Below are 21,840 nucleotides of genomic sequence, written 5' to 3'. Positions count from 1 at the left end.
TCTTGACAGCGACAATATGGCCGCGAGCGGCGGAGGAACCCGGAACGTGTCCCGGCGTTTGTGCTTACGTAACTCGCATCTCCCGATGCGCAGCAAAAGCGGGGCAAGTCATGTCACAGCAAACCGAACAAACGGAGCGACCGGCGCGCAGGCAACGGGCGATGACGGTCAATACGCTCTTCGTCACGGGCATGCTTTCCTTGACGCCGTTGGCTCTTTCAAGTCCGGCAAGCGCGCAGGCGCTCGGCTATGCATCGGCGCCGCTGTCGGCGTTTCCGTCGGATGACGCAGCGGCCACGCCAGACGATTCCGCCGAAGGTGCGGCCGGCGCCCGCGTGCTTCCGGAGCGGCTGCGCCGAACCACGGTTGCGCTCAATACGGATGAGGCGCCGGGCACCGTTATCATCGATACCGGCAACACCACGCTCTACTACGTGCTCGGTCAGGGCCGCGCGATCCGCTACGGCGTCGGCGTCGGCCGCGAAGGCTTCACCTGGTCGGGCGTGCAAACCATCACGAACAAGGCAGAATGGCCGGATTGGCATCCGCCGGCGCAGATGATCGCCCGCCAGCCCTATCTGCCGCGCTTCATGGCGGGTGGTCCGGGCAATCCGCTCGGCGCGCGCGCCATGTATCTAGGCTCCAGCGACTACCGCATTCACGGCACCAACGATCCCACGACCATCGGCAAGTTCGTTTCCAGCGGTTGCATCCGGCTGACCAATGAAGACGTGACCGACCTGTTCGGCCGCGTCAGCGTCGGGACGAAGGTAGTGGTGCTGCCGAAAAACGCCGCCCATCTCGCGGCGCGGCCCATCGCCGGAGGCGAGGTGGCGTCAGTCACGCCGCAACCTCGCGCCGAGGTGACGACGCCTCCCTCGGGACGCCGGGCGGTAAACCTTTCAATGTCCTCGCTGTACTAAAGAAAAGTGCCTGGCTTGGATTGACCTTGGAGACGAAGCCGCATGGGCATGGCTAAGGGCAAGATGGCATTGGGCGGCATAGCCGCCTTGGTCGCGGTGGCGATGTCGCCGTCGGCGCAGGCCGGGGATTTCCTATCCACTCTTTTTGGCGCGTTCGGCGTGCACCGGCCGCAGCCGCCGTCGATGACGCCGATGCCTTACGGTGGCGAGGAAACCACGGCTTTTCCTCCTGACGGCCAGCCCGCGCGCCCGCGCGCCTATGGCGGCGGAGGACAAGCCTATTGCGTGCGTACCTGCGACGGGCGCTATTTCCCGATCTCGAGCGCCGGCAATCAAAGCCGTGCCGCGTCGTGCAACAGTTTTTGCCCGGCGAGCGAGACCAAGGTGGTCTATGGCGGCAATATCGACAACGCCGTCACCGAGAGCGGCAAATCCTATTCCGAGTTGCCCAACGCGTTTCGCTATCGCGACGATCTCGTTGCCGGCTGTACCTGCAACGGCAAAGACCCGGTCGGTCTTGCGGAAGTGAAAATCGAAGACGATCCGACGTTGCGCCGGGGCGATATCGTCGCCGGGCCGAACGGGTTGATGGTGGCCGGTCGCAGCGTCGATCGGCGCGGCGCGGCGCTCGATCTTTCCCCCGCGCCGGATTCGATACGGTCGCGTTACCGGCGGGTGCCGGTCGTCGCCTCGCAATAGCGCGGGCCGCGCGATTTCAGGCCGCGCGGATTTTCCGCAGGAATTCGGTGACCTGATTGCTCAGATCGAGACCCTGCGTCTCCAGAGTTTCCGAGGCCTGTTTGACGTTTTGCGCAACGGTGGCCGCGGCATCCGCGTCGGCTTTGACGCCCGCGATGTTTTCGGAAACGTTTCGGGTGCCTTGCGCGGCGTACTGGGTGTTGCGCGAGATTTCCTGGGTGGCGGCGCCTTGTTCTTCGACCGCGGCGGCAATGGCGGTTGCGACCTCGTTGACCTCGCCGATGATGCCGCCGATTCCCTTGATCGCCTCGATGGCCTCGCCGGCCACTTTCTGAATGTCGGCGATCTGCTCGGAGATTTCTTCCGTTGCCTTGGCGGTCTGGCTCGCCAGCGATTTGACCTCGGAGGCCACCACGGCAAAGCCCCGGCCGGCTTCGCCGGCACGTGCGGCCTCGATGGTCGCATTCAGTGCCAGCAGGTTGGTCTGGGCGGCGATGGAGTTGATCAGGCCGACCACCTCGCCGATTCCGGCGGCGGTCTTTGCCAATCCCTGCACCGTGTCGTCGGTCTCCCGCGCCCTGGTGACGGCGCGACTGGCGATTCCGGCGGCGTGCGAGGCCTGGCGGCTGATGTCGCCGATCGAAGCGCTCAACTCGTGCGACGCCGAGGCGACGCTCTCGACGTTCATCGAGGCCTCGCCGGAGGCCTTCTCCGCGATCTTTACCCGCGAATTGGTCTGCTCCGAGACCTTCGACAGGTCCGAGGACGTCCCCCGCATCCCGTTGGAGGCGTCGTTCAAGCGGTCCAGCGTCTGGTGCACCTGGCTTTCGAACTCGCCGACATAACCTTCGATGGCCCGTTGCCGTGCGGCCGAGCCGGCGTTGCGCTCACGTTCCTGCTGCTCGATCCTGAGTTTGTCGGTGGCCTGCTGCTTGAAGGTTTCGAGCGCACCGGCCAGCGCCCCGATCTCGTCGCGGCGCTGCGCGTATCCGGTATCGACGCTCAGGTCGCCCGATGCCACGCTCAGCATGGCATCGCGCATGATGTGCAGCGGACGGATGATGCGGCGCGTCACCGCGATCATGGTGCCGCAGGTCAAGACGATGGCGGCCGCGAGCAGGACAAGTTGCAGCACAAGCAGGCGCTGGGCGCTGGCGTGCTGAGCAGCGGCATAATCCCTGGCGATATCAAGCGCGCGCTCGGCGACCGCAACAATGCTGGTCATATGCTGGACCGAGAAGGGATTCCACTCGTTGGCCTTCATTTCCGGCTTGTCGCCGTTCACCAGCGCATTGATCAGCCGATCGCGCTGTCCGAGAAATTGCGGGTCGAAATAGGCGGACTTGGCGTCCGCCATCGCCTGGATGAAGCCGGGCGGCATTTCGGTCGAAGCCGCGACGGTCTGCAGCGCGTTCCAGGCGGCTTCGGTGCCGCCGACGAGCTTGGTGTAGGTCTGGCGGACATCCGGGGTCATGCTGCCGGCCGCAAGCCCGTTCGATACCAGGAGCGACGCTTCGCCGGCGGTGTTCCTCATCAGCCACGCGAGCTGCTTGATCATCAGCATTTGGTCGATGACCGGGTCGTCGTGATTCACGGCCGCAGCGACCTTGGTCGAAATCTTGTCGAGGGTTTCGACCAGCGCTGCCGTATTGTCCATGAACTCCTTGCCGAGTTCAGGCCGTCGTGAAGCCTTCGGTTTGTTCAGCGCGCTCCACGATTCGGTCTCCAGCACGACGAACGCATCGATCAGCCGTTTCAACTCGGGAAGCAGCGCCGCGCGATCGGAAAAATCCATCCCCGCGGCCGTCTGGTTTGCCGAGCGCATTGCAGCCAGTTCGGCGTCGCGGACATCGCGCATATAGTTCTGCATGCTCGACGGCAGAACCGCATCTTCCTTGAGGTTGCGGCTGGTGGCGGAGCGGTCGCTGCGAAGATTGTGCAGGGCCTTGAAAAGGCCCGAGGAGGCATCCGAAACCAGCAGGATCCGGCCGGTCACCGCGAGCCGCCCCCAGGAATTCCAGGCGCTGACGCTGAGCAGCCCCGTCATGCAGAGGGCCATCAAAACGATGACCGACTTGATCAGCGAAGACACCGTGAACCGGTCGAGCATGACAACCCCCAAGCAAAGCCCTCCCACATAGCCAAAAAAGGGTAAAGATTTAGACAGCGGCACTGCCGCTATCGGGGTGAAAGCGTTGATGCGGCTGGTGTATTTGTAGGCAGTTCCGTACAAGGAACCTGCAGGGCGGTCTGCGCGTTGAGGCTGCACCGCCAACGTTCTCGCGTGTATCAGGGGAAATTACATGCTCATCAGTGCGCTTGTGACCTTTCTGGTCGTCATTCTGATTTTATATCTCGTTAACCTGTTGCCGCTCGACGGCCGCGCCAAACAGATCGTGCGCATCATCGTGATCATCCTGGGCGTGCTGTCGCTGCTCAAATATATCGCGGTGTTCTAGCGCCTGGTCGTCTCGGCTTCCCATGAAAAAGACGCGGCAATGCAGGCTGTGTGGAAACGAGAGGCTCCGGTGATCCTGGGCCTCTTTTTTCATTTTTAGGGTCAGGCGAGCCTGATCTTGAGGCTTTGCGGGCCGATGAGATTAATGACCCGCATGATGTTGTAGACAAGAACGCTGAAGGCGGCTTCAGTCTTGACGTTGGTAAGGCCTCGGGTGAGGAACCTGCCGCCAGCCGTCATCCGCTTGATGGTTCCGAACGGGTGTTCAGCGGCGCATCGCCGCTGCCGCATGAGGTGTGGGCTTCGACGCGGGTCCTGAACCAGTCGTCCACATCCTTGTGGATCTGGTCCTTGGCGAAACCATAACGCTGCTGCAATTTGCCTTCGAGCTGTTCGCGGCGGCCTTCGATCACGTTGAGGTCGTCATCGGTGGGTTTGCCCCACTTCTCCTTCGCCTTGCCCTTGATCTGTTTCTAGTTACCTTCGACAATCCATCGTCGTCTCCTCCGTTGAGAAAACGACGTAACGACTGCGATGGCCGATCGTTCCGGAAACAGCCGCGCTCAGCCTGCCGCCTTGGCCTCGCGGCGCCGCGCGGTGAGAATGTATTCGGTGTAGCCGTTCGGCTGCTCGCGTCCCTTGAAGACGAGATCGCAGGCCGCCTTGAAGGCTGTGCCGTCGAAGGCCGGCGCCATCGGCCGGTAGAGCTTGTCGCCCTTGTTCTGGCCGTCCACCACCACGGCCATGCGCTTGAGCGAATCCATCACCTGCTCCTCGGAGACAACGCCCTGAAGCAGCCAGTTCGCCAGATGCTGGCTTGAGATGCGCAGGGTCGCGCGGTCTTCCATCAGGCCGATATCGTGGATATCCGGCACCTTCGAGCAGCCAACGCCCTGATCGATCCAGCGCACCACGTAACCGAGAATGCCCTGGCAATTGTTGTCGATCTCCTGACGCACATCATCAGGCGCCCAGTTCGATTTCGAGACCGGGATGGTGAGGATGTCGGACAGTTTGGCGCGGGGGCCGCCCTTGGTGAGTTCCTGCTGGCGCGCCAGCACATTGACCTGATGATAATGCAGCGCATGCAGCGTCGCCGCGGTCGGCGACGGCACCCACGCCGTGGTGGCGCCGGCCTGCGGATGCGCAATCTTTTGCGTGAGCATATCCGCCATCATGTCGGGCGCCGCCCACATGCCCTTGCCGATCTGCGCATGGCCCGGCAGGCTGTCGATCAGGCCCATGTCGACGTTCCAGTCCTCATATGCCTTGATCCAGGGCTGCGCCCTCATGTCGTTCTTGCGGATCATGGGGCCCGCTTCGATCGAGGTATGGATTTCGTCGCCGGTACGATCGAGGAAGCCGGTATTGACGAAGAAAATGCGCTTCAAGGCTTGCTGGATGCAGGCCTTGAGATTGACGGTGGTGCGGCGTTCCTCGTCCATGATGCCGACCTTCAAAGTATTTTCCGGCAAGGACAGCATCATTTCGACGCGCGCGAACAATTCGCAGGTCAGCGCCACTTCATCCGGCCCGTGCATCTTCGGCTTCACGATGTAGACCGAGCCGGTGCGGCTGTTTTTCAGCTTGGTGTCGCCCTTGACGTCGTGGATCGCGAGCAGGCCGGTGACGGCAGCATCGAGCAGACCTTCCGGAATCTCTTCGCCGGCAGCATCGAGCACCGCATCGGTAAACATGTGGTGGCCGACATTGCGGATCAACAATAAGCTGCGTCCGTGCAGCTTGAGCTCCTTGCCTTCCGGCGTCGTATAGACGCGATCCGGATTGAGCGCGCGCTTTAGCGTCTTGCCGCCCTTCTCGAAGTCGGCCGACAACGTGCCGTTCATCAGGCCGAGCGTGTTGCGATAGACGAGCACCTTGTCCTCGGCGTCAACCGTTGCGACGCTGTCTTCCATGTCGAGGATGGTACTGACGGCTGCCTCCAGAATCACATCCGCGACGCCGGCGGAATCGTCCTTGCCGATCATGTGGCTGCGGTCGATCTTGATCTCGATATGCAGTCCGTTGTTGACGAGAAGAATGGCCGAGGGTGCTGCGGCATCGCCGCTAAAGCCTGCGAACGGATCGTTGGATTTCAGCGCCGTGGCGTTGCCGCTCTTGAGTTTGACCGCGAGCTTGCCGCTGATGACACTGTAAGAAACCACGTCGGTATGGCTGCCGGTGGCGAGCGGCACGGCGGAATCGAGGAAGGTCTTGGCTTTCGCAACCACCTTGTCGCCGCGTGCCTTGTTGAAGCCTTTGCCGGCTTCGCTCGGGTCATGCGGGATCGCATCGGTGCCGTAAAACGCGTCGTAAAGACTGCCCCAGCGCGCGTTCGCAGCATTCAGCGCGTAACGCGCATTGGTCAGCGGCACTACGAGCTGAGGTCCGCAAATCTTGCCGATCTCCTCGTCGACATTGACCGTCTCGACCTTTTGGGTCGAAGGTTCCGGCAGGAGATAGCCGATCTCCTTCAGAAAGCCCGTGTAGGCGCCGAGATCCAGCGGCTTGCCTTTATTGGCGCGGTGCCAGCCGTCGATCTTGGCCTGCAACGTGTCGCGGTACGTCAGTAGTTCGCGGTTCTTCGGCGCCAGATCGCGCACAATGCCGGCAAGTCCGGCCCAAAACGCGTCGGGCGCAATCCCGGTTTTCGGGGCGGCCTCTTTGGCGATGAAATCAAACAGGACGGGCGCAATCTTCAATCCGTGGGCGTCGATACGTTTCATGATGGATTTTTCTCGCGAGAGGCAGCGCCGGAGGGCGCCGTCTTTAAGGGATTTTCGAGGCAAAAAACGCGCCAGCAGGGCGCGAGCGTTCGACGGCCTTTTAGCGCCAAAGCGTACCCCAAGAAAGCCCTTGAATACCTTATGACGCCGTTATGCGCGGCTTAAATATTGGCTGCGAGATCAATGACTTCGTCGAGCAGGACGCCGGTCGTCACCAGCATGTGTTCGATCACCCCGGCGGCCTCGCTGACCGAGCCTGTCGAGGTATCGATGACCAGTTCGCTATCGAGCGGCGGTTCGTAGTCGTTGCCAATACCGGTGAATGCCGGCAAGCCCCCTGCACGGGCCTTGGCGTAATGCCCCTTCGGATCGCGGCTCTCGCAAATTTCAGCCGGGGTAGCGACGTAAATCTCGCGGAATGCGGTGTCGGCGATCTGGCGGGCGCTGGCGCGGTCTTCGCGCGAGGGCGATACTGCGGCGACGATGGCGATGTGTCCGTTGCGTGCCAGATGGGTGGCGACTTCGGCAAGCCTTCGAATATTCTCGCTGCGGGCGCTCGCCGAGAAGCCAAGGTCGCGGTTGAGGCCTGCGCGCAAAGTGTCGCCGTCGAGCAGGATCGGCGAGCCGCCCCTGCCGAACACGACGCGTTCAAGCGCCCGCGCTAGCGTCGATTTGCCGGAGCCGGGCAATCCTGTCAGCCAGACCACGGCGCCATGATGGTGATTGCGCGCCGCGCGTTCGTCCGGACGCAACGCCGATTCCACCGGCACGATATCGATCGGCACCGCGCGTTGTCCGGCATCCACCGACAGCACCAGGCCGCCGCCCGCGATGCGACCCTGGACCTCGATGACCAGCCGACCGGTCCTGGCATTATCGGTATGGGCATCGGCGGCGACCGGCTGCGCCAACGCGATATCGACTTCGCCGACATGGTTGCGGGCGATCGATCGGGTCTCGACGCTTGCGAGGTCACCGGGGTCGACGGCCTTCTCGATCGCAACAACGCTGGCGCGGCTCTCGCGCGTGCCAAGCCGCACCAGGATTTGCTCGCCTTTGCCAAGCGGCTTGTCGTGCAACCAGAAAATGCGCGCGTGGATTCGTCGTGTTTCGCGCGGGGCCGATCCGGTGTGAGCGATGACATCGCCGCGTTCGACAAACAGTTCGCGATCGAGCGTGATGCCGACCGAGCGGCCCGCGGTCTGGAGCCCTTCGATCGGCGTCACCGGCCAGCTTTCGACGCTCTTGATCTTCGCAATCTTGCCGGCGGGCAGAATGACGATCTCATCGCCGCGCGCAAGGTGGCCGGATTCGATCCGGCCGGCGACGATGCGGCGATCGTCGAACTTGTAGATCGCCTGCACCGGCAGGCGCAATGCAAGCTGTTCCGGTGGCCGTGCCGGTTCGAGCTGATCGAGCGCATCGACCACTGTCGGACCGTCGTACCAACTGGTCCGAGGCGATCGCGCGGCGACGCCGTCGCCGTCACGGGCGGAAATCGGAATCACGGCGAGCGGCGTGACGCCAAGACCGGTCAGATGCGTGGAAATCTCGTCACGAATCTCGGCAAAGCGCGCGGCGCTGAATTCGACCCGGTCCATCTTGTTGACGACGACCGCGACCTGTTTGACGCCGAGAAGATGCAGGAGATAGCCGTGGCGTCGGGTCTGGTCACGCACGCCTTCCAACGCATCGACGATCAGAAGCGCGCCGTCGGCCTGGGCGGCGCCGGTGATCATGTTGCGCAGGAATTCGGCGTGGCCGGGCGCATCGATCAGCACCACCTCGCGCGAACGGGTGCGGAAACGAATTTGCGTCGTGTCGATGGTGATGCCCTGGTCGCGCTCGGTTTGCAGCGCGTCGAGCAGGAACGACCACTCGAACGGCATGCCTCGCCGTGCACTGACCGCTTTCAGCATCTCGAGCTTGCCTTCGGGCAAGCTGTCGGTTTCATGCAGCAGCCGGCCGACCAGTGTCGATTTGCCGTGATCGACATGGCCGACGATGACGATGCGCACCTGCGGACGAGTGGTTCCGTTTGGCGTCGCCGACGGCTCAGTTGAGATCGTCATATTCATGCGGGGTCTCGAAACAGTACTGTTTACAGATAGCCCGCAACGCGTAGTCGCTCGAAGGCGTCTTCGGTCTCGTGGTCGAGCGCGCGTCCCGAGCGCTCCGGCACCTGGGTGCGCTCGAGCTCGATCAGGATTTCTTCGATGCTTGAGGCGGTCGAATCGACCGGAGAAGTGATGTCGGAATCGCCGAGCGAACGATAGCGCTTGCCGTCTTTGGCCAGATAAAGCGGAATGATCGGGATATTTTCGCGCTTCGTATAGGCCCAGACGTCGGCTTCGGTCCAATGCAGGATCGGATGAATACGCAAATGTGCGCCCGGGGGCGGCGAGGCGTTGAACTGGTCCCAGAATTCCGGCGGCTGGTCGCGAACGTCCCATCCGCCCTCAGTGCCGCGCGGCGAGAACACCCGCTCCTTGGCGCGCGTGGCCTCTTCGTCGCGGCGAATGCCGGCGATCAATCCGTCGAAGCCGTATTTGGCGAGCGCAAGTTTGAGGCCTTCGGTCTTGCGGGCCGCCGAGCGCGCCGCCGGCGGCAAGGTCGGATCGATGGCGTCGATCGGCGGGCAGGGCTCGACCTTGAGGTCGAGGCCCCATTCCTTGCCGAAAGTGTCGCGAAACGCGTACATCTCCGGAAATTTCTTGCCGGTGTCGACATGCAAGGCCGGAAACGGCACGCGGCCAAAGAACGCCTTGCGCGCGAGCCAGATCATAACGTTGGAATCCTTGCCGAGAGACCACAGCAGCGCCAGCTTCTTGAGCCTCGCGAAGGCTTCACGGAAAATGTAGATGCTTTGCGCCTCGAGGGCGTCGAGGTGGTCCATCGAGGGGCCTTGCGCCCCTGTCTGGCTTGAATTTTGCGTGGCCGAGACGACGTTATCCGAGATTGCGTGATGCACCCTGTTATGCGCGTAACCCTGTTCAAGAAGATGCATCTACCGACCCTTGGCCTTACGAAGCGAAAATTCTATATTTGTCGCCCTCAAGAGAAGAAATTATTTTCTCTTTGCGGACATTTAGTGACACATATATAGAAAATAATTCCAGTCAACTCGGAAGTTCCGGAGACGACGATCGGATGCGGTTCCTGCCGATATTCCTCGATCTGCAACGCGGCGTGGTGATGCTTGTCGGTTCGGGCGAACTCGTCCGCGCCAAGCTGCGCCTGCTCGCGTCCGCCGGCGCTCGCGTGCGTTGGTATGCGACCGACGGCAACCACGATCTCGCGGGTCTCGGCATCGAAGAGGTATCTCGGATCGAATTCGCCGCGGGCGATCCGCTGACGGCCGACTTGAGCGGCGTGATCGCGGTTTTGTGCGCAGGCGCCAGCGATCTCGGCCCAGCGATGTCGTCGCGCGCAAGAGTTGTCGGTCTGCCCGTCAATGTGATGGACGATCTCGAACATTCGACTTTCATCTTTCCGGCCATCGTCGATCGCGGCGATGTCGTCGTCGCGGTCGGCACCGGGGGCGCCTCGCCGGTAGTGGCGCGCCGGGTGCGTGAGCGCATCGAAGCGATGCTGCCCGCTCGCATCGGCGAACTCGCCGGCTTTGTCGGCCGCTGGCGCAAGGCGATCCACGACCGGATTCCGGAATTCGCGCTGCGCCGTCGCTTCTGGGAACGCGTGGTCGATGGTCCGATCGGTGCGCTGGTGTTGGCCGGACGCGCCGACGAGGCCGAAACCGCCTTGAAGGATATCGGCGATGCATCCGCCTTCGCCGGCAGCACGCCGTCGGGTGAAGCGGAGGGCAGGATCACGCTTGTCGGTGCCGGTCCCGGCGATCCGGACCTGCTCACCGTCAAGGCGCTGCGCGCATTGCAGGATGCCGATGTGATTTTCTACGACGAACTGGTGGCAAGCGAAATTCTCGACCGCGCGCGTCGCGACGCGGCCCGCATTCCGGTTGGCCGGCGTGTCGGCAAGCCCGGTATCGGTCAGGACGCCATCAACGAGCTGTTGATTGAAGCCGCGCGAGCGGGCAAACGTGCGGTGCGGCTGAAGGGCGGCGATCCCTTTATCTTTGGTCGCGGCGGCGAGGAAATCGAGGCGCTGCGCCAGGCGGGTGTCGCCTATTCGGTCATTCCCGGAATCACCGCAGGGTTAGGCGCCGCCGCCCAATTCGAGGTGCCGCTCACCTTCCGCCACGAGGCGCTGCGCATCACGTTTCTGACCGCGCACAAGGCGAGGGATGCCGAAGCCGTCGACTGGTCGACCCTGACCGACGTCAAGATGACGATCGTGGTCTATATGGGAATGACCGCGGCTCCGTCGGTGCGCGCCGGCTTGCTCGCGGCAGGGCGTTCGCCGCAAACCCCGGTCGGCGTGTTCGCGCGCGTTACGCGAAAAGATGCTTTGGCCGCGATCGGCACCCTTGATGAATTGCCCGATCTCGCCGAAAAGATCGCCGGCGGTCCCGCCGTTCTCATTATCGGTGACGTGGTTGCGCGTGCCGCGCCCTCGCGCCATCAGCAACTCTCTCAACTCGCATCTTATTTTCAGGTCGCTGCCGAATGACATCGCCGCTGCAACAAAAGATCAGGATCACGGGTCCATCGATCGTCACCGCCAACCGCACCATCGACGGCGTCGTGGTTTATCGCAACAGCGCCCAGGGCTGGTCGACTGACCTTGCGGACGTCGCGGTCGTTCGTAACGCCGAGGAGGCGCGCGCGCTTCTGGCAGAGGCGATCGCCGATGATATTAACGCGGTCGGCCCCTATATCGCGCCGGTCGAGATATCCGATGACGGCAAGATCTCTCCCGGTAATCTGCGCGAGCATATTCGCCTCCAGGGCCTCACCATCGATCTTCTTCCAGTTTCGGCATAAGGCCAATCCGCCATGTACGCGTATGACGAACTTGATCGAACGCTCATCAACGAACGCGTTGAAGAGTTTCGTGACCAGGTGAAACGCCGTTTGTCCGGCGAACTCACCGAAGACGAATTCAAGATGCTGCGGTTGCAGAACGGCGTCTATCTGCAACTGCATGCCTATATGTTCCGCGTCGCGATTCCTTACGGCACGTTGTCGTCACCACAGTTGCGGCGCCTGGCGCATGTGGCGCGGAAATACGACCGCGGCTACGGGCATTTCACCACCCGGCAGAACATCCAGTTCAACTGGATCAAACTTGCCGAACTGCCGGATGCACTCGGCGATCTTGCCGAAGTCGGCATCCACGCGATGCAGACGTCGGGCAACAACACGCGCAACGTCACGTCCGATCAGTGGGCGGGTGTGGCGCCGGGCGAGGTCGAGGATCCCCGCATCTGGTCGGAGTTGTTGCGGCAATATACCACGCTGCATCCGGAGTTCTCGTTCCTGCCGCGCAAGTTCAAGTTCGCGATCACGGCTTCCGCGCACGACCGTGCCGCGATCAAGGTTCACGATATCGGGCTGCGGCTGCACCGGAATGCGCAAGGCGAGATCGGATTTGAGGTCCTGGTCGGCGGCGGGTTAGGCCGCACGCCCTTTATCGGCAAGACCATCAAGCCGTTCGTCCATGGCCGCGACCTCCTGAGCTATGTCGAGGCGATCTTGCGCGTCTATAATCAGTATGGCCGCCGCGATAATATTTATAAAGCGCGCATCAAGATCCTGGTGCACGAACTCGGCATCGAGAAATTCGCCGCCGAGGTTGACGAAGAGTGGCGCGCCATGAGCGATACCGCATTGGTTGTGGATGATGCCGTCATCGAGGACATCCGCTCCCGCTTCACCTATCCGGCTTACGAAAAGCTGCCGCACATGCCGGAAGAACTGAAGAAGTCGGCGCACGACCCGCTGTTCGAGCGCTGGCGGCGCAACTCCGTCTTCACGCACAAGGTGCAGGGCTATGCGATCGTGACGCTGTCGCTCAAGCCGGTTGGCGGACCGCCGGGCGATGCCACCGCCGATCAGATGGATGCGCTCGCCGATCTCGCCGACAAATATTCCTTTGGTGAAATCCGCGTCGGCCATGAGCAAAATCTCGCGCTGCCCCATGTCGCCAAGCGCGATTTGCCGGTCTTGTGGAAGGCGCTCGACAAGCTCGGGCTCGCAACGCCCAACGTCAACCTGGTCTCCGACATCATCGCCTGTCCGGGACTGGACTATTGTTCGCTGGCAAATGCGCGTTCGATTCCGATTGCGCAGGAGTTGACCCGCCGCTTTGCCAATCACGATACTGCCGAACTGATCGGCCGGTTGCACATCAATATTTCCGGCTGCATCAACGCCTGCGGACATCACCATGTCGGACATATCGGCATTCTAGGCGTGGAGAAGAATGGCGAGGAATTCTACCAGATCACGATCGGCGGCCGCGCCGACGAGAACGCCGAGCTTGGTATCCTGATCGGGCCCGCCGTGGCTTACGGCGAGGTTGCGGACGTGGTCGAGGATATCGTTGAAGCCTATCTGGCGCTGCGCGAGCGTCCCGACGAGCTCTTCGTCGATACGGTGAAGCGGCTCGGCGTCGAACCTTTCAGGGAGCGGGTCTATGCCACTCGTTAAGAACGGCAAGATTGCCGCCGATATTTTCGTTCACGTTCCGGATGGCGCCGAAATGCCGGAGGGCGGCGCAGTGCTGGTTTCGGCCGCGCGGTTTCTCGAAGACCCGGAAGCCCTGCTGGCGAGGGTCGGGGAACTCGGAGTGATCTGGCCGAACAATCGCGATCTAGACGATCTCCTGCCATATCTCGACCGGCTTGCGGCGGTCGCGCTAGTGTTTCCAAGCTTTCGCGACGGCCGGGCCTACAGCCAGGCGCGGCTCTTGCGCGAGCGGCACGGCTATGCCGGCGAATTGCGCGCCACCGGACAAGTATTGCGCGACCAGTTCCTGTTCATGCTGCGCGCGGGCTTTGATGCTCTCGAAGTCAACAAGGAAAGCGACGCGGAGGCTTTCGCACTCACCGCCAAGCGCTATTCGGTGTTCTATCAGCCGACTGGCGATGGCCGGATCACCGCCCTTCACCGGCGAATGCAGCAACGTCATTCGGAGAGCGCGCGCTAGTGGATATTCTCGCCGAGCCGATGCGTGAGGATTCGTCTGCGATCGAAAAGGCCAAAGCGCTCGACGAAATGCTTCGTCGTGCGACCCCGCCGGAAGTGATCGAGGGCGCCCTGCGCGCTGTCGGTCGCGAGCGGTTGGCGCTGGTTTCATCCTTTGGCACGGAATCGGCCGCGCTGCTCAAGGTCATGGCCGATGTCGATCCGGCGATCCCCGTGATCTTTCTCGACACCGGCTTTCTGTTTGAAGAGACGCTCGCCTATCGCGATACGCTGTTCGCAAGGTTGGGCTTGCGCGACGTGCGCACGATCACGCCGCAGGAAGAGACGCTGCGCCGCGAGGATGCAAACCGCGAATTGTGGTTTTCCGATCCCGACGCGTGTTGCCGGATACGCAAGGTCGAACCGTTGAAGCAGGCGCTTGCGCCATTTGACGGCTGGATCAACGGGCGCAAACGCTTCCAGGGCGGTTTGCGCGCGCAGATTTCGGTGGTCGAGGCCGACGGGATCCGGCTGAAATTCAACCCGTTCGCAAAGATCGCGCGGGCCGACGTCGAAGCGATCTATGCAGAGGCGAAGCTGCCGCCGCACCCGCTTGTGGTTTCCGGCTTTCTGTCGGTGGGCTGCATGCCTTGCAGCAGCCGCGCCAAGCCCGGCGAGGACGCCCGCGACAGCCGCTGGCGCGGCCGATCCAAGACCGAATGCGGTATCCATCTCGACTAGTGTCCCGATTCCGAAGTTCGTAATATTTTGCGGAACCATGTTTCGAACCTATGAACCGCCGCACCCTAGGCCTGCAAGCCAGCCCGAAAAAAGCCACTCCGTTCACCTTTCAGCCACGGTTGGCGTGCAACAACCGCCCCTCATCTGTTGGGGGACCTTCCATTGATGCGCGCGTGGATCGCGATGATCGGGCTATTGGTGCTGGGCGGCTGCGTATCGGAAGCACCGATCGAGCAACCCAGCATGTATTTGAACATGGCTGATGGCGCCAAGCTCGATTCCCAGGCCGCGGCTTCGATGATCTCGCTCTACCGCAAGAATAACGGCCTCGGGGCCGTGGCGATTGATCCCGAATTGATGAAGATCGCGGAGGGCCAGTCGCAGGCCATGGCGAGCCGCAACAAGCTCGACCACGACGTGAAGGCACCGCTGCCCAAGCGCCTGCAGGCGGCTGGATACAAGGCAACGATTGCGGTCGAAAACGTATCAGCCGGATACCATACCCTGGCCGAGGCGTTTTCTGGCTGGCGGGACTCCCCGCCGCACCGGGCAAATATGCTGCAAATGGGTGTCACAAAAATGGGCATTGCGGCAAGCTATGCTCCCAACACCAAGTATAAGGTGTTCTGGACGCTCATACTTGCATCGACCGAGCCGCGCGAGCAAATCGGTACACCGCTTACCGGCCTCACCGAGTGATGCGGGCTCGAACTGGCGTCACGGCTCCGACATTCGTATGATGTCGCGTAAGTTGCGAATGCCCAAACTTAACAGAAACTGGAAACATATCCTCGCCCGCGGTCCTTTCGATTTTAGCGCTCGAAAAGTGGCCGCCGGGAAGGGATGCGAATGTTAGAGTTGGACGCTAGAGCGATGATGAATTCTGTCAATCCCGCGCCGGCAACGACGCCCGCAAACGCACAGCGCGTGCTCGTCCTTCAGGGCGGCGGCGCGTTAGGTTCCTATCAGGCCGGCGCATACCAGGCGCTTGGTCACTTCGATTTCGAGCCTGACTGGGTCGCGGGGATCTCGATCGGTGCCATCAACGCCGCGATCATTGCCGGCAACGAGCCGTCGAAGCGTATCGACCGGCTGAAGGAATTCTGGGGGATGGTCTCCTCCGGGGCGCCGTGGGTCCCGGTGCCGATCACCAAAGGCGATCGGGAGCGCTCGCTCTATAACGAAACCAGCGCGGCATTGATTGCGACCTTCGGCACGCCCGGCTTCTTCACGCCGCGGGTGCCGCCGGCGCCGTTATGGCCGAAGGGTAGCCCCGAGGCGCAGAGTTTTTATGACACCACTCCGTTGCGCAAGACGCTGGAGCGGCTTGTCGACTTCGACCGCATCAACGATCTGAAGTGCCGGCTCAGCGTGGGGGCGGTGGGCGTGACTACGGGCAATTTTAGATATTTCGACAACGTCGAATTCAACAAGCTCGGCAAGCGGCTTGGCCCGGAGCACATCATGGCGTCGGGTGCGCTGCCGCCCGGTTTTCCTTCAATTGTCATCGACGGCGAGCATTATTGGGATGGTGGCATCGCCTCCAATACGCCGCTCGATTATGTGCTGGATATGGAAACCGTCAAAGACCTTCTGATCTTCCAGGTCGATCTATTCAGCGCCCGCGGGCCGCTGCCGCATACTATGTTGGAGGCTGCCGAACGCGAGAAGGATATTCGCTTCTCCAGCCGCACGCGCATGAATACCGACAAGAACCGGCAGATCCATAACGCCCGCAGGGCGGTCCGGGATCTGATCGATAAATTGCCTGACCATCTCAAGAACGATCCTTCGGCGGTGTTTTTGAGCGAGGCGGCAAAAGAGAACACCGTCACGGTGGTGCATTTGATTTACCGAAGTAAAAATTACGAGTCGGGCTCGAAGGATTACGACTTTTCCCACGTCGCCATGGTCGAGCATTGGGAAGCCGGCGTCCGCGACGTCCACCGCTCGATGCAGCACGAGGATTGGCTGGAGCGGCCGCAATCCGGCGAGACGATGGTGACCTACGATCTATCGGGCGAAGAAAATCACCCCACAAAGGAGTAACCGAAATGACTGATCTGAAAGGCAAGACGGCGGTAGTGACCGGTTCGACTTCCGGCATTGGGCTCGCTTACGCCCGGGCCTTCGCCAGCGCCGGCGCCAACGTCGTGATCAACGGTTTCGGCGCGCCGGCCGATATCGAAAAGGAGCGGTCCGCCATCGAAGCCGACTACAAGGTCAAGGCGGCGTATTCGGCGGCCGACATGACCAAGCCCGCCGAGATCGCCGACATGATCGCGCTCGGAGAAAAGACCTTCGGATCGGTCGACATCCTGGTCAACAATGCCGGCATCCAGTTCGTTTCGCCGATCGAGGAGTTTCCGATCGAGAAATGGGATGCGATCATCGCGATCAACCTGTCGTCGGCGTTCCACGGCATTCGCGCCGCCATTCCCGTCATGAAGAAGCGCGGCTGGGGCCGCATCATCAATACGGCTTCGGCCCACTCGCTGGTGGCATCGCCGTTCAAGTCGGCCTATGTCTCGGCCAAGCACGGCATCGCAGGCCTGACCAAGACCGCGGCCCTTGAGCTTGCGACCTTCAAGATCACCTGCAACTGCATCAGCCCCGGTTATGTCTGGACCCCGCTGGTCGAGCACCAGATTCCGGAGACCATGAAGGCGCGCAACATGACCAAGGAACAGGTCATCAAGGATGTGCTGCTGGACGCGCAGCCGACCAAGGAATTCGTGACCTCGGAGCAGGTTGCGGCTTTGGCGCTATTCCTGTGCAGCGACGATGCCGCGCAGATCACCGGCGCCAATCTCTCGATCGACGGCGGCTGGACGGCGGAGTGACGCTTTAATTCTGAGGTTAAGTTGCGTTGAGGGGCCGCGTCACTATCGCAAGTGACGCGGCTTTTCTATGGGTTGCTTTTCCCGAACGCGAGCACGTGCAGCCCCAGCCGCTGGCGCACGATGTAGAACAACAGCACGGTCTCGAAGACCAGCGAGATCGAGGTCGCGGCCGCCGCGCCATGGCCGCCGAAGCGCGGCACCAGCGCGATGCAGAGCGCCACGTTCAGCGCAAATGACAATCCGTAAGCCAGCGCGCAAACATATTGATGGCCGAGCATGTTGAGGAGCCGCTCGACCGGGCCAACGGCCGCGCGCACCACAAGGCCGATCGCGGCCACGAACATGATCTCGTAACCGACGACGAATTGCGGCCCGAACAGCCAGAGCAATGGCTTGCCAAGGGCGAGCAACAGGACGGTTGCGGCGAGCGAAGGCCAGAATGTCCATTTGATCGCATGCGCGACATAGGCCGAGAGCCGCGCCTGATCGCCGAGCGCGTGGTACTCGGCAAAGCGATGGGCGGTCGTTGCCGACATCGCGTAGTGAATGAAGGAAACCAGCGCCAGCGTCTTCACGACCGCAAAGTAGACACCGACTTCCTGCGACGAGCGGTATTGTTGCAGCACCAGCACGTCGGTGTAGGACAACAGCAGGTAAAAGCCCTCGACCATCAAGATCGGCAGCGAGATCGAAAGCCAGAAACCGACGTCGTAAGCTTTCGGGCCGGGCGGGATGTGACTGGCGAGGCGGCGATTGAGCGCGATCATCTGACCGATCATGCCGATCCAGACCGCGGCTGCACTCGCCAGCATCGCTGCGGTCGCCCCGAGATGAAAGCCGAGGACGAAAAGTCCGGCGGTGACGCCGATGATCAGGGCCTGGCGGATGACGAACTGCGGCATCAGTCCGAGCCGCATCCAGTCATGGGAGCGTGCGATACCATCCTGGGTGTTGGCGACGACGAAAGCCGGCAACGTAAGACAGCCGATGTAGAGCGGAACGATCTCGCCGGCTCCGATCCACGGCGACAAACATTTCACAAGACCGGCCAGCAACGCCGAGACGATCGACGAGACCACGAACGTCATCCAGCGGCTGCCGGCGAGAAAGCCGCGCAACAGCGCGTGCTCTTCGCGGATGCGGTACTCCGGAATGATTTTCTGGGCTGATGAGGAAATGCCGAAATCCATCATACTGCCGAGCAGCAGCACCCAGGTCCAGACGTAGACATAGACGCCGTAGTCCGAGCCGCCCATCCAGCGCGCGAGAAGCACTTGCGAGAAATAGGCGAGGGCTGCGCTGAACACGCGAATGACGAAGATCGTTCCCGCCAGGCTCCGGGTGACCGAGGCTTCGCTGGGGCCCTCACCGCCCAGCATCGATCGCAGACGTGCGAGCAAGCTGGCGGGCAGACTGGTTGTGGATTGAGCGTCCATGACGGCCAAGCAGGAAGTCCTCATGCCGCAGGCGTCGCGGCCGAGGTTTTGGCTATCAACACTTCGTTAAGATTCGGTTGGAAAGCGCTTATTCCAGATTGATGTTGAACTCGTAGGAGCGATCGCCGCCGACCAGCGTCAATTTGAGGGCTGCACCTTCCGGGTTCACGCCCGGCGGAACACCGTCGAGTTCAAATGAAAAGCGTTTGATGCCGGGCGGGCCGTGCTCGACAAGTTTTGGAACCGGCAGCGCCCAATCCGGGGTTGGACCTTCGACAAACAAGTTGACCGTTCTCGCATCGGGCGAGAGCACATCAATCAAGACCGTGGACTTGCCCTCGCGCTTGACGTCGCGAATGGTAAGCGGATTGGGGTCGCCGACCGAGGCCGGCTTCGGCACGGTATCGAGCGCGGCGAACAGGACGCTGTCTTCGGTGCTCGCGACGCTTGCGAATGTCAGCTCGGTGCTCGCTTCGACCGGAATGCAAATCTTTTCGCATACCGCGTAGTTGATATTGGCACGAAGCGTCACCGGCTTGTCGTTGACCTTCGGCACGATCCGCAGCGGCAGCACCACTTGATCGTGATAGCCGAGCGAGAAGCCGCCGCCGCCATCATCGAATTTCGTCGGCGCCGGCCACAGTACGGTCACGGCCTCGACATTATCGGATTTGGAAAAATCAAAGCGCGGCGGGACGCCGGAATCGCCAGGGGTACGCCAGTAAGTTTTCCAGCCGGGATCGAGCTGAACGGCGACGCCACCGAGCAGCACCGGCCCGCTGCGCGATCCCGCAAGCAGCCGCACAGCTGCGTGCGTTCCCTTCTGCCATGGCGAGGCATCCTGGGCCCGCGCTTCCATCGGTGAAAACGACGTTAGTGCGGCCAAGAGTGCAACCAAGGCAAACAGAGCTGCCGATCGTGCGCCGCGCAACATTGGCGCGCGCCGGTGCGAGAGGGGAACCATTGCGGTCATAATGCGTCCTTAACTCCAAGCAAGATTGCAAGCCATTGAATTGCTTGTGATGCACATCGAAAGAAAGCCCAGTGCCCCTTTTCGAAGTTCGCGTCCTGTCTCAGCAACACGTTTTCGCGAACTTCGGAAAGCCTGGGGCACTAGTAAGTTAATGAATCTGGTATCGTTAATCGACCTGAATTCCCTGGGAAGAACTCGCCGCTTGGACCGCAGGGAATTCAGATCAGTAATAGTAACCTTGATTGACAGAACTTAAGCCCAATATCAGGATGGATCACCTATGCGAGTCTTTGGCGATGAGCTCTGAAGGCAAAAGATCGGGAACGGCCCGCCGCGAAATTGCCGGCGTTGGAGAAACCGAAGGCCATCGCTATCTCGACGGCCAGTTGCTGATCGCCATGCCCGTTATGGGTGACCCCCGCTTTGAACGCTCGGTGATTTATCTTTGTGCGCATTCGGCCGAAGGCGCCATGGGAATCATTGTCAACCGTCCCGCGGGTAGTATCGATTTTCCGGGCCTGCTGGTGCAGCTCGACATCATCAAGAAGGCCGATCAGATCAAGCTGCCGGAAAACGCCGAAACCTTGAAGGTGCTCAAGGGCGGGCCGGTCGAGACCGGCCGTGGCTTCGTGCTGCATTCGAGCGACTTCTTTATTCAGGATGCGACATTGCGGATTGACCACGAGATATGCCTGACCGCGACCGTCGATATTCTCAAGGCGATCGCCAAGGGCTCCGGGCCGAAGCATGCGATCCTGGCGTTGGGCTATGCCGGCTGGGCCGCAGGCCAGCTCGAAAGCGAAATCCAGGACAACGGCTGGCTGCATTGTGACGCCGATTCCGATTTGATCTTCGGCAGCGATATCGAGGAAAAATATTCCCGGGCGTTGCGCAAGATCGGGATCGACGTCGGTATGCTTTCGAACGAAGCAGGGCACGCCTGACTTCTCCCTCGCCCCGCTCTTGCGGGGAGAGGGGGGCCGAAGCGCAATCCCGCAAGACTACTCTGCAGCCTGCTGCGCGACGGTGGGTTCGGTGCCGGCCACCGTGGCGCGCCGCATGTCGCGCGGCTGCGACTGATCGTAACGGCGCACGCGATGCATGGTCTGGCGGTTATCCCACATGATGAGGTCATGCAGCGTCCATTTGTGGACGTAGACGAACTCGCGCTGGGTGGCGTGTTCGGTGAGGTCGCGCAGCAACAGCCGCGCTTCCGGAACGCTCATGCCGAGGATCGCGCCGGCATGTGACGACAGATAAAGCGATTTGCGGCGATGAACCGGATGGGTGCGGACCAGCCGTTGCCGCACCGGTTTGAACATCTTCTGTTCTTCCTCGGTGTATTCGAGGAAGCCCAGTGATCCCCGTGAATACATCAGCGAGTGTTCGCAGATCATATCCTCGATCTCGGCCTTGGTGTCGTCGTCGAGCGCGTCATAGGCCGCGCGCATGTCGGCGAATTCGGTGTTGCCGCCCTTCGGATTCACCACCCGCGCCGAGAGCAGCGAGAACTTGGCCGGGATCGGACGAAATGAACTGTCGGAATGCCACAGGCAGTTGCCGAGATTGAACAGATGGGTGCGGTGGTCGCGCGGCAGCGGCTTGCCGTCCTTGCCGAGGTTGGAGACGTCGTTGAGTCCGGAGGTTAGGCGATAATCTTCCCGTTTGGTGACCGTACCGCCACGGGCGCTCTCTCGCTCACCGAAATTCCGGGCAAAAACCAGTTGCTGTTCGTCTGATATGTCCTGGTTGCGGAACAGCAGCACGGCGTATTTATCCATGCCGGCTTCGATATCTTTGGCCTCTTCCGCGGTGAGTGGCTTTCGCAAATCGACTCCGGAAACCTCACCGAAAAAATGCGGATGAAGTTGGCGAATCGTCACGGCCATCGCATGCCTCCCTGACTGGTAAGCGGTTTCTCCGCTGTCTTTTCGGGTGAGGCTACTACCGGTCCGCACGAAGTCAACGGATTGCTAGCGGTCCGATTCTACATTC

20 protein-coding genes and 1 pseudogene are annotated in these 21,840 nt (G+C 61.6%); 12 read left to right on the top strand and 9 right to left on the bottom strand.

The window, feature by feature from the left end; all coding sequences use genetic code 11:
* The first annotated feature begins 110 nt into the window (after positions 1–110).
* Together ABSE61_RS06730 and ABSE61_RS06725 are read left to right on the top strand one after the other, a co-directional pair.
* Complete coding sequence (locus ABSE61_RS06730) at positions 111–923, top strand: L,D-transpeptidase (protein ID WP_423870302.1); 813 nt, start codon at positions 111–113, stop codon at positions 921–923.
* A gap of 42 nt (positions 924–965) precedes the next feature.
* Positions 966–1,622, top strand: a complete 657-nt coding sequence (locus tag ABSE61_RS06725; protein WP_423870301.1) for a DUF2865 domain-containing protein — start codon at positions 966–968, stop codon at positions 1,620–1,622.
* Between the two features lie 16 nt (positions 1,623–1,638).
* On the opposite strand, the gene ABSE61_RS06720 is transcribed toward ABSE61_RS06725, so the two are convergent.
* Positions 1,639–3,732, bottom strand: coding sequence for a methyl-accepting chemotaxis protein (locus ABSE61_RS06720; protein ID WP_423870300.1), 2,094 nt, complete (start codon positions 3,730–3,732; stop codon positions 1,639–1,641).
* A gap of 193 nt (positions 3,733–3,925) precedes the next feature.
* On the opposite strand from ABSE61_RS06720, the gene ABSE61_RS06715 reads away from it, so the two are divergent.
* The gene (locus ABSE61_RS06715) at positions 3,926–4,081 is read left to right on the top strand and encodes a Thivi_2564 family membrane protein (protein WP_423870299.1); all 156 of its coding nucleotides are present in this window, start codon (positions 3,926–3,928) and stop codon (positions 4,079–4,081) included.
* A 101-nt stretch (positions 4,082–4,182) separates the two neighbouring features.
* On the opposite strand, the gene ABSE61_RS06710 is transcribed toward ABSE61_RS06715, so the two are convergent.
* The 5 genes and pseudogenes from ABSE61_RS06710 to cysD form a co-directional block, all read right to left on the bottom strand.
* Positions 4,183–4,320, bottom strand: coding sequence for a hypothetical protein (locus tag ABSE61_RS06710; protein ID WP_423870298.1), 138 nt, complete (start codon positions 4,318–4,320; stop codon positions 4,183–4,185).
* A gap of 71 nt (positions 4,321–4,391) precedes the next feature.
* Positions 4,392–4,547: pseudogene (locus tag ABSE61_RS06705) on the bottom strand (CsbD family protein); the annotation flags it as partial.
* Between the two features lie 96 nt (positions 4,548–4,643).
* A complete protein-coding gene (locus tag ABSE61_RS06700; protein WP_423870297.1) occupies positions 4,644–6,806 on the bottom strand; it encodes a malate synthase G in 2,163 nt (720 codons plus the stop codon).
* A 161-nt stretch (positions 6,807–6,967) separates the two neighbouring features.
* Complete coding sequence (cysC, locus tag ABSE61_RS06695) at positions 6,968–8,884, bottom strand: adenylyl-sulfate kinase (protein ID WP_423870296.1); 1,917 nt, start codon at positions 8,882–8,884, stop codon at positions 6,968–6,970.
* 23 nt (positions 8,885–8,907) lie between these two features.
* A complete protein-coding gene (gene cysD / locus ABSE61_RS06690; protein ID WP_423870317.1) occupies positions 8,908–9,702 on the bottom strand; it encodes a sulfate adenylyltransferase subunit CysD in 795 nt (264 codons plus the stop codon).
* A 254-nt stretch (positions 9,703–9,956) separates the two neighbouring features.
* Here cysD and cysG point away from each other — a divergent pair, with 254 nt between their 5' ends.
* The 8 genes from cysG (at position 9,957) to ABSE61_RS06650 (ending at position 17,436) form a co-directional block, all read left to right on the top strand.
* Entirely contained in the window at positions 9,957–11,393 is a 1,437-nt protein-coding gene (gene cysG / locus ABSE61_RS06685; RefSeq protein ID WP_423870295.1) for a siroheme synthase CysG, read from the top strand.
* Positions 11,390–11,707 carry a DUF2849 domain-containing protein gene (locus tag ABSE61_RS06680; protein WP_423870294.1) on the top strand — a complete coding sequence of 106 codons (318 nt, stop codon included), beginning with the start codon at positions 11,390–11,392 and terminating at the stop codon, positions 11,705–11,707. The genes cysG and ABSE61_RS06680 overlap by 4 nt, the downstream gene beginning before the upstream one ends.
* Positions 11,708–11,719: 12 nt before the next feature.
* Positions 11,720–13,375 carry a nitrite/sulfite reductase gene (locus ABSE61_RS06675; protein ID WP_423870293.1) on the top strand — a complete coding sequence of 552 codons (1,656 nt, stop codon included), beginning with the start codon at positions 11,720–11,722 and terminating at the stop codon, positions 13,373–13,375.
* Complete coding sequence (locus tag ABSE61_RS06670; protein ID WP_423870292.1) at positions 13,362–13,874, top strand: DUF934 domain-containing protein; 513 nt, start codon at positions 13,362–13,364, stop codon at positions 13,872–13,874. Before ABSE61_RS06675 ends, ABSE61_RS06670 begins: the two co-directional genes overlap by 14 nt.
* 20 nt (positions 13,875–13,894) lie before the next feature.
* Positions 13,895–14,593 carry a phosphoadenylyl-sulfate reductase gene (locus ABSE61_RS06665; RefSeq protein WP_423870316.1) on the top strand — a complete coding sequence of 233 codons (699 nt, stop codon included), beginning with the start codon at positions 13,895–13,897 and terminating at the stop codon, positions 14,591–14,593.
* Positions 14,594–14,758: 165 nt separating this feature from the next.
* A complete protein-coding gene (locus ABSE61_RS06660) occupies positions 14,759–15,292 on the top strand; it encodes a CAP domain-containing protein (protein ID WP_423870291.1) in 534 nt (177 codons plus the stop codon).
* A 177-nt stretch (positions 15,293–15,469) separates the two neighbouring features.
* The gene (locus tag ABSE61_RS06655; protein ID WP_423870315.1) at positions 15,470–16,642 is read left to right on the top strand and encodes a DUF3734 domain-containing protein; all 1,173 of its coding nucleotides are present in this window, start codon (positions 15,470–15,472) and stop codon (positions 16,640–16,642) included.
* A 5-nt stretch (positions 16,643–16,647) separates the two neighbouring features.
* Positions 16,648–17,436 (top strand): 3-hydroxybutyrate dehydrogenase, encoded by a 789-nt coding sequence (locus tag ABSE61_RS06650; RefSeq protein WP_423870290.1) that lies wholly within the window; start codon positions 16,648–16,650, stop codon positions 17,434–17,436.
* Between the two features lie 65 nt (positions 17,437–17,501).
* Here ABSE61_RS06650 and ABSE61_RS06645 read toward each other — a convergent pair whose 3' ends face one another.
* Entirely contained in the window at positions 17,502–18,881 is a 1,380-nt protein-coding gene (locus ABSE61_RS06645) for a lipopolysaccharide biosynthesis protein (protein WP_423870289.1), read from the bottom strand.
* Positions 18,882–18,960: 79 nt separating this feature from the next.
* Positions 18,961–19,845, bottom strand: a complete 885-nt coding sequence (locus tag ABSE61_RS06640; RefSeq protein ID WP_423870288.1) for a protein-disulfide reductase DsbD domain-containing protein — start codon at positions 19,843–19,845, stop codon at positions 18,961–18,963.
* Positions 19,846–20,141: 296 nt separating this feature from the next.
* Here ABSE61_RS06640 and ABSE61_RS06635 point away from each other — a divergent pair, with 296 nt between their 5' ends.
* A complete protein-coding gene (locus tag ABSE61_RS06635) occupies positions 20,142–20,789 on the top strand; it encodes a YqgE/AlgH family protein (RefSeq protein ID WP_423870287.1) in 648 nt (215 codons plus the stop codon).
* A gap of 57 nt (positions 20,790–20,846) precedes the next feature.
* Here the strand turns inward: ABSE61_RS06635 and ABSE61_RS06630 are convergent, their stop codons facing one another.
* Entirely contained in the window at positions 20,847–21,734 is an 888-nt protein-coding gene (locus ABSE61_RS06630) for a TauD/TfdA dioxygenase family protein (protein ID WP_423870286.1), read from the bottom strand.
* Positions 21,735–21,840: the final 106 nt, after the last annotated feature.

Origin of the sequence: Bradyrhizobium sp., from assembly GCF_049519115.1 — a bacterium.
In the GTDB taxonomy this organism is placed as follows: Bacteria; Pseudomonadota; Alphaproteobacteria; order Rhizobiales; family Xanthobacteraceae; genus Bradyrhizobium.
This window is presented reverse-complemented; position numbering and strand designations above follow the sequence as displayed.

What these genes read in the sequence shown, in the direction of transcription:
- cysD (WP_423870317.1), bottom strand. Translation starts at nt 9,702, where the DNA reads ATGGACCACCTCGACGCCCTCGAGGCGCAAAGCATCTACATTTTCCGT.
- ABSE61_RS06670 (WP_423870292.1), top strand. Translation starts at nt 13,362, where the DNA reads ATGCCACTCGTTAAGAACGGCAAGATTGCCGCCGATATTTTCGTTCAC.
- ABSE61_RS06725 (WP_423870301.1), top strand. Translation starts at nt 966, where the DNA reads ATGGGCATGGCTAAGGGCAAGATGGCATTGGGCGGCATAGCCGCCTTG.
- ABSE61_RS06650 (WP_423870290.1), top strand. Translation starts at nt 16,648, where the DNA reads ATGACTGATCTGAAAGGCAAGACGGCGGTAGTGACCGGTTCGACTTCC.
- cysC (WP_423870296.1), bottom strand. Translation starts at nt 8,884, where the DNA reads ATGAATATGACGATCTCAACTGAGCCGTCGGCGACGCCAAACGGAACC.
- ABSE61_RS06715 (WP_423870299.1), top strand. Translation starts at nt 3,926, where the DNA reads ATGCTCATCAGTGCGCTTGTGACCTTTCTGGTCGTCATTCTGATTTTA.
- cysG (WP_423870295.1), top strand. Translation starts at nt 9,957, where the DNA reads ATGCGGTTCCTGCCGATATTCCTCGATCTGCAACGCGGCGTGGTGATG.
- ABSE61_RS06720 (WP_423870300.1), bottom strand. Translation starts at nt 3,732, where the DNA reads ATGCTCGACCGGTTCACGGTGTCTTCGCTGATCAAGTCGGTCATCGTT.
- ABSE61_RS06710 (WP_423870298.1), bottom strand. Translation starts at nt 4,320, where the DNA reads ATGACGGCTGGCGGCAGGTTCCTCACCCGAGGCCTTACCAACGTCAAG.
- ABSE61_RS06660 (WP_423870291.1), top strand. Translation starts at nt 14,759, where the DNA reads ATGCGCGCGTGGATCGCGATGATCGGGCTATTGGTGCTGGGCGGCTGC.
- ABSE61_RS06675 (WP_423870293.1), top strand. Translation starts at nt 11,720, where the DNA reads ATGTACGCGTATGACGAACTTGATCGAACGCTCATCAACGAACGCGTT.
- ABSE61_RS06630 (WP_423870286.1), bottom strand. Translation starts at nt 21,734, where the DNA reads ATGGCCGTGACGATTCGCCAACTTCATCCGCATTTTTTCGGTGAGGTT.
- ABSE61_RS06655 (WP_423870315.1), top strand. Translation starts at nt 15,470, where the DNA reads ATGAATTCTGTCAATCCCGCGCCGGCAACGACGCCCGCAAACGCACAG.
- ABSE61_RS06680 (WP_423870294.1), top strand. Translation starts at nt 11,390, where the DNA reads ATGACATCGCCGCTGCAACAAAAGATCAGGATCACGGGTCCATCGATC.
- ABSE61_RS06700 (WP_423870297.1), bottom strand. Translation starts at nt 6,806, where the DNA reads ATGAAACGTATCGACGCCCACGGATTGAAGATTGCGCCCGTCCTGTTT.
- ABSE61_RS06640 (WP_423870288.1), bottom strand. Translation starts at nt 19,845, where the DNA reads ATGACCGCAATGGTTCCCCTCTCGCACCGGCGCGCGCCAATGTTGCGC.
- ABSE61_RS06665 (WP_423870316.1), top strand. Translation starts at nt 13,895, where the DNA reads ATGCGTGAGGATTCGTCTGCGATCGAAAAGGCCAAAGCGCTCGACGAA.
- ABSE61_RS06730 (WP_423870302.1), top strand. Translation starts at nt 111, where the DNA reads ATGTCACAGCAAACCGAACAAACGGAGCGACCGGCGCGCAGGCAACGG.
- ABSE61_RS06635 (WP_423870287.1), top strand. Translation starts at nt 20,142, where the DNA reads ATGAGCTCTGAAGGCAAAAGATCGGGAACGGCCCGCCGCGAAATTGCC.